The organism is Streptomyces synnematoformans, assembly GCF_039531005.1.
GTDB lineage: Bacteria > Actinomycetota > Actinomycetes > Streptomycetales > Streptomycetaceae > Streptomyces > Streptomyces synnematoformans.
The window spans coordinates 1-8317 of record NZ_BAAAPF010000239.1; the positions used below are offsets into that span (position 1 = coordinate 1).

An 8317-nucleotide genomic window follows, 5' to 3' on the forward strand; every position below is an offset into this window, starting at 1 on the left:
GGCGGTGCGGGGGCGGTGTGCGGCGGCCGGGCCACCGGCGGACCGTCTCCTGACCGGACCCGATCCGCCGGATGTCCTAGCCGCGGCCGAGGTGGAAGCTGTCCAGCGTGAACTCCCCTCCGGTGAGGACCAGGTAGAGCGACGTCGTCCCGGCGGGCGCGTCCGTCACGTCGGCACTCACCCCGCTCCAGCCCTCCCCGGCGCCGCCCACCGGGGCGGTGGCGAGCACCGGCCCGTCGGGCGCGCCCGCGCGCAGTTCCAGGGCGCCGTCGGCGCTGCCGGCGGCGTCGACCCGGGCGGACAGGCGCGTGCTGTCGCTCAGGACGTACGGCTCGAAGGCGATCCACGCGCCGCCCCCGCCGGTGACGGCCCGGCCGCCCTCGGCGCCGCTCGCGTCGGCGGCCGCGGCGCCCTCGGCGGTGTCGAAGTGCTCGGCCTGCCGGTGCGCGGGCTGCAGCTTGTGCTCGGCGCTGGCGTTCAGCGCGGGCACGCCGGCCGTGGCGCCGCCGCCGTCCGTGTAGGTGGCGCGGATGAGGCCGAAGAGATTGGCGTGGTCGTCGTGCCGGTCCTCCTCGAAGGTCTCGATGGTGCCGGTGCAGCCCTCCTCGAAGGTCATCGGGTGGCCGTGGGTGTCGTGGCCGAGCGCGTAGTCGACGCGCACCCGGGAGCAGTCGGCCGCGCCGTCCTCGGCGTCGGTGACCGCCACCTCGAACGGGATGGCGTCGCCGTACTCGAAGACCGTGCCGTCCTCGGGCAGCTTCAGCTCCACCTCCGGCGGGGTGTTGCCGACGACGACGCGCACGGCGGAGGTGCCGGTGTTGCCGTCGCGGTCGGTCACGGTGAGCACGGCGGAGTACTCGCCGTCCTTCGCGTACGTGTGCCGGGGGCCGGGCTTCCCCGAGGTCCTGCCGTCGCCGAAGTCCCAGCGGTAGCGCAGCCACTCGCTGTCCCGGTCGGCGGTGCCCTCGGCGGAGAACGCCACCTTCAGCGGGGCGTGCCCGGTCGTCGCGTCGGCGGTGGCGACGGGCTCGGGGGCGAAGCCCTGGGCGGCGTTCTGGATGCGGTACAGGGCGGAGTTCTCGTCGCCGTTGAAGAAGCCGGTGCCGTAGTCGAGGAAGTACAGCGCCCCGTCGGGCCCGAACTCCATGTCCATGATCTTGCTGCCGGACGAGAAGTCCTCGATGCCGGCGACGCCGCCGTCCTCGCCCACCGCGACGGTCTTGATCCACTCGCGGCCGTGCTCGCCGGCGAAGAACAGCCCGTCGTAGCGGTCCGGGAGCTGGAGCCGGGAGTCGAGGTCCGGGTCGTGGCGGAAGACCGGGCCGGCCATCGGGGACTCCGAGCCGCTGCCGAACTCGGGCAGGGAGTCGCCGTCGTAGGCGATCCAGGCGGGCTGGGCCGGGGGCAGCTCGGTCAGGCCGGTGTTGCGCGGCGACTCGTTGCGGGGCGCGGCGCAGTCGAACGCCTCGCCGGACTCGCCCGTGGCGAAGTCGTAGTCGATGTAGGCGTCGCCGGCGCCGTGGCAGTAGGGCCAGCCGAAGTTGCCGGCCTCGGTGATCCGGTTGAACTCGACCTGGCCGCCGGGCCCGCGGGCCGGGTCCGCCGAGCCGGAGTCGGGGCCGTAGTCGCCGACGTAGACGGTGTCTGTCGCCTTGTCGACACTCATCCGGAACGGGTTGCGGAAGCCCATGGCGTAGATCTCGGGCCTGGTCTTCTCGGTGCCGGGCGGGAAGAGGTTGCCGTCCGGGACGGTGTACGAGCCGTCGGCGGGGTCGACCTTGATGCGCAGGATCTTGCCGCGCAGGTCGTTGGTGTTCCCCGCGGAGCGCTGCCCGTCGAAGGACGGGTTGCGGGTCTCGCGCTCGTCGATGGGCGTGTAGCCGTCGGAGGAGAAGGGGTCGGTGTCGTCGCCGGTGGACAGCAGCAGGTTGCCCCGGCTGTCGAAGGCGATGTCGCCGCCGTTGTGACAGCACCGGCCGCGGTCGGTGCCCACTTCGAGCACGGTCTTCTCGCTGGCCGGGTCGAGGGTGCCGTCCTCGTTCAGGGTGAAGCGCGAGAGGCGGTTGACGCCCTCGTACGCCTCGAAGTCGGCGGGCTCGCCGTCGCTCGGCGCGATGCCGTGGGGGGTGTCCGTGACGGGCGCGTAGTAGAGGTAGACGGTGCGGTTGTTCGCGAAGTCCGGGTCCACGCCGACGCCCTGGAGGCCGTCCTCGTCGTGCGGGTAGACCGGCAGTTGGGCGGCGACGCGGGTGCCGCCCGCGGCGCCGGTGTGCCACAGGGTGCCGTCGCGCGAGGTGTGCAGCACGGCGCCGTCGGGGAGCACGGCGAGCGCCATCGGCTCGCCGACCTGGTCCACGCCCTTGGCGAGGGTGACCTGCTGGAGGTCGGGGGCGACGGGGCCGTCCCGGACCGCGGGCGGCTCGTGTGCCGCGCCGGTGGCGGCCATGCCGGGGGCGAGGCCGCCGCCGAGGAGCAGGGCTCCCGCGAAGGCGGCCAGTGTGGTGCGAAGTCTCGGTCGTGTCCTTACCACGTTGCGTCCTCCCGTGGGGTGACGGGTGCGGGGCATCGCTTTGGCGACATACCTGACGTGCGTGACTGGAGTGCGGACGGGTGACTGCTGTGCGGACGGGCGCGCGCCGCCGTCAGGACCGTAACCGCTTTCGTCCCTGCCGAAAAGAGCTTTGGCAGGAACGGGAGGCAACTTCATCCCGGCATAGGACAAAGCCCAGTTGGGAGCGCACGCGGGCACACGGAAGCGCCCGGCCGCGTACGGGCCGGGCGCGGGCGAGCCGGGGCGACGGGGCGGGGGTGTTACGCGGTGGGCCGGGAACGGGCCTTGAAGGCCGCCTTGCGGGCGTCCTTGGCGACCTGGCGGTCCGGGTGGAGGCGGCCCATCGCCTCCAGCACCTCGGGGGTGGCCGGGTGGTCCACGCGCCAGGCCGCGCCGAAGAAGCCGCGGTGCCGGCCCACCAGGTGCGCCACCAGCTCGCGCAGCTCCGGGGTGTCGTCGCGCAGGCCGCCCAGCTGGGCGGCGACCGTGTCGACGGCCAGCCAGAAGACCATGTCCTCGGTGGGCTGCGGCACGCCGGGAACGCCGCGCTCGGTGAGCCAGACCCGGGCCAGGCCGCCGAGTTCGCGGTCGTGGAGCACGTCCCGGACCGCCGGCTCCGCGTCCGCACCCGCCACGGCCAGCGCCTGCTGGCAGGCCAGCCGGCGGGCCGGGGCGCGGTCGTCCGCGCCGCGGGCGGCGTCGAGGAGGGCGGTGGCCGCCTCCGCGGGCTTGCGGTCCGCCAGCCAGGCCTCCGCCTCCGTCTGGGCGACCGGGTCGGGCAGCCGGGGCAGGGCGTCGAGGAGGACGTAGGCGTCCTCGCCCGCCAGCTCGCCGACGAGCGGGGCCGCCAGCCCGTCGGCCAGCATCCGCCGGCGCAGCGCGTACAGACCGAGGGGGGTGAGGCGGACGACGCCGTAGCGGGAGACGTCCGCGTCGTCGGGGTCGCCGGGGTCGTCGGGCCCGTCCGCCACCGGGGCGCCGCCGGCGGCTTCGAGCAGGATCTCCTCGGCCACCGGCCGGTACGCCACGACACCGGCCGGCTCCAGCATCCGGAACTGCTCGTCGAGCCGCAGCACCGCCTCGGAGACCTCCGCGAGCACCTCCTCGGTCGGCTCGTCCATGTCGTCCGGCACGACGAGGGAGGCGGCCAGCGCCGGCAGCGGGACGGCGCCGTCGACGCCGGGGCCCTCCATGGCGGTGAGCAGGTAGAGATTGCCGAGCGCGCCGTCGAGGAAGTCCGCGTCGGCCTCCGGGTCCCAGTCCAGCCGGTCGAGGTCCAGCTCCTCGCCGGCGGTGACCTGCTCCACCAGCGCGCTCATGTCCGGCAGCGCCGCGTCGGACAGCACGCACTCGCAGGCGGCGGTCCACAGCTCCAGCACGTCGGCCGGCCCGCCGTCGGTCACCAGCCGCAGGTCGGCGCTCGGGGCCGCGGTGCCGAGGGCGTCGTCGCCGTCCTCCGGGGCGGTGACGTCCACCAGGCCGATGTCCACGGCGATACGCCACGCCTCGCCGGCGACGGCCCGCGCCTCGCCCTCCTCGTCGGCGCTCTCCGCCAGGCCCAGCTCGGCCGCGGCGGCGCGCACCTCGGCGCCGGGCTGCTCGCCGCCTGCGCCCACCCGCAGCCCCGGCCCGGCCCAGCGGGCCAGCCGGACGGCCCGCGCGAAGAGCGGCGCGGCCAGTGCCTCCCGGGCCAGCTGTGCCTCGGCGGGCAGCTGGACGGGCGGCAGGACGGTGCGGTCTGCGGTCATCGACAACTCCGAAGACTGGGGATCAATCGGACGCTGCCCAAGCGTAGCCCCCGTCGGGCGGCGGAGCTGAAGGCGCCGTTCCGGCGGGCCGCGCTCCCGGTGTTCACCCCGTGTTCCTTGACAACGCCCGTACGCGCGCACGAGATTGACGCGCGTAGACGCACACACCTTCCCCTCGTCCCTTCCCTGTCATGTTCCCGTCCTGTCGTCGTCCCGGAGGACCCACCATGCACCGACGCGCCCAGCCCGTCCCGTACGCCGTCGCCGCCGCGCTCGCCGCCGGGCTGCTGGCCGCCCCCGCCGCCGGGGCGGCGGACGCCGGGGCCGGCGGCGCGGGGACACGCATCCGCGACATCCAGGGCGACACCCGGATATCCCCGCTCGCCGGGGAGCGGGTGACCGACGTGCCCGGCACCGTCACCGCCGTCCGCGCCTTCGGCTCCGCCCGCGGGTTCTGGCTGCAGGACGCCCGGCCCGACGCGGACCCCGCCACCAGCGAGGGCCTCTTCGTCTTCACCGGCTCCGCCACCCCCGACGTCGAGCCCGGCGACGCGGTCGAGGTCTCCGGCTCCGTCAGCGAGTACTACCCCGGCGGCAGGGGCGCCGGGCTGCAGTCCGTCACCGAGCTGACCGGCGCGAGCTGGACCGTCGTGGCCAGCGGCAACCCGCTGCCCCGCGCCTTCGTGCTCCGCGACGCCACCGTCCCCGGCCGGTTCGCCCCCGCCGCGGACGGCGGCAGCATCGAGGAGCTGCGGCTGCGCCCCGGCTCGTACGCCCTGGACCGCTACGAGTCGCTGGAGGGCATGCGGGTCGCGGTGCGCGACGCCCGGGTCGTCGGGCCCACCTCCGCGTACCACGAGCTGTGGGTGACCGCCGAGCCCGCCCGCAACCGCACCGCCCGCGGCGGCGTGCTGTACGCCGGCTACCGCGACCCCAACGGCGGCCGGCTCAAGGTCGCCTCCCTCATCCCGTTCGCCGAGCGGCCGTTCCCCGTCCTGGACGTCGGCGACCACCTCGGCGGCACCACCGCGGGCCCGCTGGACTACGACCAGTTCGGCGGCTACGAGCTGCAGGCCACCACCCTCGGCGGCGAACGGCGGACCAGCCCGGACCGCGAGTCGACCCGCCGGCAGCGCGCCGCGGAGCTGGCGGTGGCCACGTACAACGTGGAGAACCTCTCCGCCCGCGACAGCGCCGCGAAGTTCGAGCGGCTGGCCCACGGCCTCGTCGACGGCCTCGCCGCCCCCGACATCGTCGCCCTGCAGGAGGTGCAGGACGACAACGGCCCGGCCGACGACGCCGTGACCGGCGCCGACGCCACCCTGCGCAAGCTGACGGAGGCGATCGCCGCCGCCGGCGGCCCCGCGTACGAGTGGCGCCAGATCGACCCCGTGGACGACGCCGACGGCGGCCGGCCGGGCGGCAACATCCGCGTCGCCTTCCTCTACAACCCCGGGCGGGTGTCCTTCACCGACCGCCCCGGCGGCGACGCCACGACGCCCGTGCGGGTCACCGACGACGGCGGCGCCCCGGCGCTGTCCGCCTCCCCGGGCCGTATCGCCCCCGGCGACGCGGCCTGGAACGACAGCCGCAAGCCGCTCGCCGGCGAGTTCACCTTCCGCGGTCGCACGGTCTTCGTCGCCGCCGTCCACTTCAACTCCAAGGGCGGCGACCAGGGCCTCGACAGCCGCTTCCAGCCGCCCGCCCGCGGCTCGGAGGAGCAGCGGACCGCGCAGGCCGCGGCGGTCAACGAGTTCGTCCGCGACGTGCTCGCCGTGGACCGGAGGGCGGGCGTCGTCGTCGCCGGCGACGTCAACGACTTCCCCTTCTCCCCCGCCGTGGCGCGGCTGACCGCCGGCCACGCGCTGGTCGACCTGGTCGGCCGGCTGCCGCGCGGGGAGCGCTACGGGTACGTCTTCAACGGCAACTCCCAGGTGCTGGACCACATCCTGGCCAGCCCCGCGCTCGCCGTCCGCGCCGACTACGACATCGTGCACCTCAACGCCGAGTACGCCGACCAGGCCAGCGACCACGATCCCTCGGTCGTCCGGCTCAGGCCCTGACGGGCGGCGGCCCGGGGGCCGGCGGGGCCGGCGGGGCCGGTGCCGGGCCGGGGGCGGGCACGTCGTCGCCGACGAGATGGCGGGCGAGCAGCGTGGCGCCCGCCACCGCGCCCGGCATCACCACCACCGCGGCCAGCGGCACCAGGAACAGCAGCACGACCGGCACCCCGAAGCCGAGCGCCAGCATCTTGCGCCGGCGCAGCAGCGCCAGCCGCCCGCGCACGTCGATCCCCCGGCGCTGCAGGGCGAACGAGGTCAGCTCGACGGTGAGGAAGAAGCCGGCGACGGCGAAGCCGAGCGCGGGCACGACCGTCTGCCCGACGAGCGGCACGAAGCCGAGGAAGAACAGCGGCACGGTGAACACCAGCGCCCGCGAGAGCACATGGACGCTCTCCTTCAGCGACCGCCACAGGCCCGGCAGCAGCGGCTCGTCCGGGGCGGGCGGGCAGTGCCCGGCGGACTCCTCGACGCGGCCGGAGAGCGCCTCGTAGAAGGGGTCCCCGATCAGCAGCGCGACGGCCGTGAAGGTGAGCAGCGCGAAACCGATGCCGCCGAGCAGCAGCAGCGCGACGAACAGCCCGCGCAGCAGCCCCTGCCAGGGCGAGTCCCAGTCGTCGGCGAAGGGCGTGGCCCACACGGCGATGTCGCCGGCCCAGTAGGCGAGGGCGGCGAGCGCGGCGGCGTAGAGCACGAGCGCGATGAGCGCGGGCACGAGCCCGAGGGCCCACGACCGGCCGTGCCCCGCGGCCCAGCGCAGCCCCTTGCCGACGTAGCCGAACCCGGTGGTGAAGTCACGCATGCCCGCCACCTTATGGGGTGGCGGGCAGGCGTGCCGACCGGGCGGGGAGCGGCGGCCCGCGCGCTCAGCGCTCCGTGAACTCCGGCACCCAGCGGCCCGCGTCGCCCCCGTTGCCGGCGCGGGCGCCGGACAGCGCGACCACCGTGTCGCCGTCGAGGCTGACGAGCACGAGCCGGTCGGGGGACTCGCTGTCCCGGCAGCCCCCGGAGCCGCAGCCCCAGGCGAGGAGCCGCTCGTCGTCGGCCCAGGCGAGGAGCTGCCGCGCGGGCACCTTCGCGACGCGCTCGCCCGTCTTCGCGTCCAGCACCGCGGCGGCGCCCTCGCCGCCCTCGCCGGCCGGCGCACCGCCGACCAGCCGGCCGTTCGGCGACAGGCCGGCCCCCGGGTCCGACACGTGCTTCTCCGGCACCGGATGGCCGGCCCGCTCGCCGGACAGGTCGTAGTACAGCCGCCCGGGGTCGTACGACCAGTGCTCCCACAGCAGTTCGCCGTCGCTGCTCCAGCTCAGGTCCTCGCGGCCGTTCGTCGGGTCGGTGGAGAAACCGGGGGCCGCGCCGGCCGGCAGCGCGGTGAAGGAGGCGTCGCCGGAGTCCGCGTCGATGACGTAGAAGCCGGTGCGGCCGGGCTTGGCGCCCGGCACCTCGTCCCCGTTCAGCGGGTACGAGGCGTCCTTGAAGCGGCGGTCGGGGTTGTGCGCGTAGGCGGTGGCCAGGAGCCGTTCGCCGTCCGGCGAGAACTCCACCGAGCCCACGCCGCCGCGGTCGAGCGGGATCCACCGCTCCACCTCGCCGCTCGCCAGGTCCAGCAGGCCGATGCGGTCGGCGGGCAGGTCCTTTTCGAGCACGGCCGCGGTGCGCATGCCGGGGGCGACGTCGAGCCAGGCCCAGTCGGTCTCCTCGTACCGCCCGGTGTCCGGGTCGTACAGGTGCCAGTCCCGGCTCTCGACGGTGTCGCCGCCGGGCAGGTCCTCGGTCCTGCGGGTGTGGTAGGCGGACACGGCCACGTCCCCGGCGGCGATGAGCTGCCGCGGCGGCGACTCGCCCGGCCGGCCGGCCACGTCCCGCTGCGGACTCGTGGCCGCCCCTCCCCCGCCGGCGCCGGGCCCGGTCAGGGGCCCGGCCACGGCCACCGTCGCGGCGGCGGCGACGGCCACAGC

Annotated in this window: 5 protein-coding genes; 1 reads left to right on the forward strand and 4 read right to left on the reverse strand. The window is 75.7% G+C overall.

Annotated features, from left to right (window positions below; all coding sequences use genetic code 11):
• Positions 1–76: 76 nt before the first annotated feature.
• Together ABD317_RS26985 and ABD317_RS26990 are read right to left on the reverse strand one after the other, a co-directional pair.
• The gene (locus tag ABD317_RS26985) at positions 77–2446 is read right to left on the reverse strand and encodes a PQQ-dependent sugar dehydrogenase (protein WP_344292865.1); all 2370 of its coding nucleotides are present in this window, start codon (positions 2444–2446) and stop codon (positions 77–79) included.
• Positions 2447–2811: 365 nt separating this feature from the next.
• Positions 2812–4299 carry a hypothetical protein gene (locus tag ABD317_RS26990; RefSeq protein WP_344292853.1) on the reverse strand — a complete coding sequence of 496 codons (1488 nt, stop codon included), beginning with the start codon at positions 4297–4299 and terminating at the stop codon, positions 2812–2814.
• Positions 4300–4526: 227 nt separating this feature from the next.
• Between ABD317_RS26990 and ABD317_RS26995 the strand changes: the two genes are divergently transcribed.
• Positions 4527–6362 (forward strand): endonuclease/exonuclease/phosphatase family protein, encoded by a 1836-nt coding sequence (locus ABD317_RS26995; protein ID WP_344292855.1) that lies wholly within the window; start codon positions 4527–4529, stop codon positions 6360–6362.
• On the opposite strand, the gene ABD317_RS27000 is transcribed toward ABD317_RS26995, so the two are convergent.
• Together ABD317_RS27000 and ABD317_RS27005 are read right to left on the reverse strand one after the other, a co-directional pair.
• Positions 6352–7161 (reverse strand): EI24 domain-containing protein, encoded by an 810-nt coding sequence (locus ABD317_RS27000; protein WP_344292857.1) that lies wholly within the window; start codon positions 7159–7161, stop codon positions 6352–6354. The genes ABD317_RS26995 and ABD317_RS27000 overlap by 11 nt on opposite strands.
• A 64-nt stretch (positions 7162–7225) precedes the next feature.
• The coding region (locus ABD317_RS27005; protein ID WP_344292859.1) for a hypothetical protein at positions 7226–8317 on the reverse strand (1092 nt) is incomplete at its 5' end.

Coding starts and splice junctions, on each gene's coding strand:
- ABD317_RS26990 (WP_344292853.1), bottom strand. CDS start 4,299: ATGACCGCAGACCGCACCGTCCTGCCGCCCGTCCAGCTGCCCGCCGAG.
- ABD317_RS26985 (WP_344292865.1), bottom strand. CDS start 2,446: ATGGCCGCCACCGGCGCGGCACACGAGCCGCCCGCGGTCCGGGACGGC.
- ABD317_RS27000 (WP_344292857.1), bottom strand. CDS start 7,161: ATGCGTGACTTCACCACCGGGTTCGGCTACGTCGGCAAGGGGCTGCGC.
- ABD317_RS26995 (WP_344292855.1), top strand. CDS start 4,527: ATGCACCGACGCGCCCAGCCCGTCCCGTACGCCGTCGCCGCCGCGCTC.